Genomic DNA, 1,510 nt, shown 5'->3' on the forward strand with positions numbered 1-1,510 from the left:
GCCAAAGTGCGGTCGGTTGCTTGTGCTTCGTGCTGATCGCCATACAGTTGCACTTCGTCATCGAAAGTGAGAAAAGCCATATCGGTCAATGATAAAATTGTATGATAGGCTTGTTGTGCTTTGATGCTATTTTCCCATAACGCTGGGCGGTAGTTGTTGTCAAAGGCGATGTGGCAACCGCACTTTTTGCAAGCGCTCAGAACCGTGAACAGTTTTTCCAGACAATCGTCCGGTAGGATCGCCAAACTGATGCCGCTTAGATAAATCCATTGGTAAGCGCTTAATTTTGGCGTGAGTTCATCGGTGCTGATATGGCGCAGCCAGTAGCGTGCGGCAGAATCATTGCGCCAGTAGTGGAAGCTGCGCTCTCCGTCGTCACGGGTTTCGATGGCATATAAACCGGGCAGTTTCTGCGGCAGCTCAAACACCAATTCGGTATTGATTGCTTCTGCTGACCATGCCGCCAGCATATTTTGGCTAAAACCGTCGCATCCAACACCAGTAACATAAGCAGTTTGATTGCCGGTGTGTTGGGTCAATCTTGAGAAGTAAAGTGCGGTATTCAGCGTGTCGCCGCCGAATCCTTGTCGATAGTGTTGACCGCACTTTTGCAGTTCAACCATACATTCGCCAATCACAGCAAGATTATTTTTCATGGGTTTGTTTCCATTTGTAAAAATAATAAAAAGCCAACGTTTGAGATAGTTGGCTTTTTGAGAAGGATTATCGGCTCAGAATATCGCGCACGAAGGCTTCGATTTCTTTGTCTTGCCCATGTTCAAACAAGCACTGTTGAAAACATTCACCGCTGACCGCGGTTTTGATTAGCTCTGGATCGATCGCACGCAAGCCGTCTAAATAATGTTCTTTCAGCACCGCAGCCTTGACTTGATTCAAAATGCCGGCGTTTCTGACTTGTGGCTCCTTCCGTTCCAGTGGATAGCCTTCTCCTTTTACGCCGGTAAAGGCTTTTTCAAACATATAACGTACGTTCAGTTCCGCGCCCCAACCGAAGCCTTTAGCAAAAGCCAGTGCTAAGGCGTTGCCGTTATTGATTTGGGCAAACAAGAAAGCGTCGGTCGGATCAAGGCAGTAACCGCAGACCACGCCGGGATGCAAATTGAGTGACATCATGGCACCTTGTCCGGTGCCACAGCCGGTCACCACGAAATCGACCGCTTTTGAATTCAGCAAAATGCTAGCCATAATGCCGAGATGAATGTAGGTTAGATGATGATCATTTTCATCACGCATGCCAACGTTGAACACTGGATAGCCTTTTGCGTCGGCAACCGCTTTCAGCTCTTTTAAAATAATCGGATTTTTGGCGGCTTGGCTGTTTTCCATCATTAATGCAATTTTCATATCAGTATTTCCTATATTAGGGTCTGTTGATCTTTGTTTATAATTTGAGCTATAGACTATTTTTCGCCACTCTTTTTGAAAATAAATAAGGCAAAAGTCGTGAAGTTTAGTGATTCTAAACGAACAGCTTTTAACGCCGTAGTGG

2 protein-coding genes are annotated in these 1,510 nt (G+C 45.9%); both read right to left on the reverse strand.

The window, feature by feature from the left end; translation table 11 throughout:
* Positions 1 to 656, reverse strand: a 656-nt coding sequence (locus FHQ23_RS12225; RefSeq protein WP_139614561.1) for a sugar kinase, incomplete at its 3' end; no start/stop codon positions are given.
* Positions 657 to 723: 67 nt separating this feature from the next.
* Positions 724 to 1,365, reverse strand: coding sequence for an RpiB/LacA/LacB family sugar-phosphate isomerase (locus tag FHQ23_RS12230; protein WP_139614562.1), 642 nt, complete (start codon positions 1,363 to 1,365; stop codon positions 724 to 726).
* Positions 1,366 to 1,510: the final 145 nt, after the last annotated feature.

This window comes from Testudinibacter crocodili (assembly GCF_006228025.1).
Taxonomy (GTDB): Bacteria; Pseudomonadota; Gammaproteobacteria; order Enterobacterales; family Pasteurellaceae; genus Chelonobacter.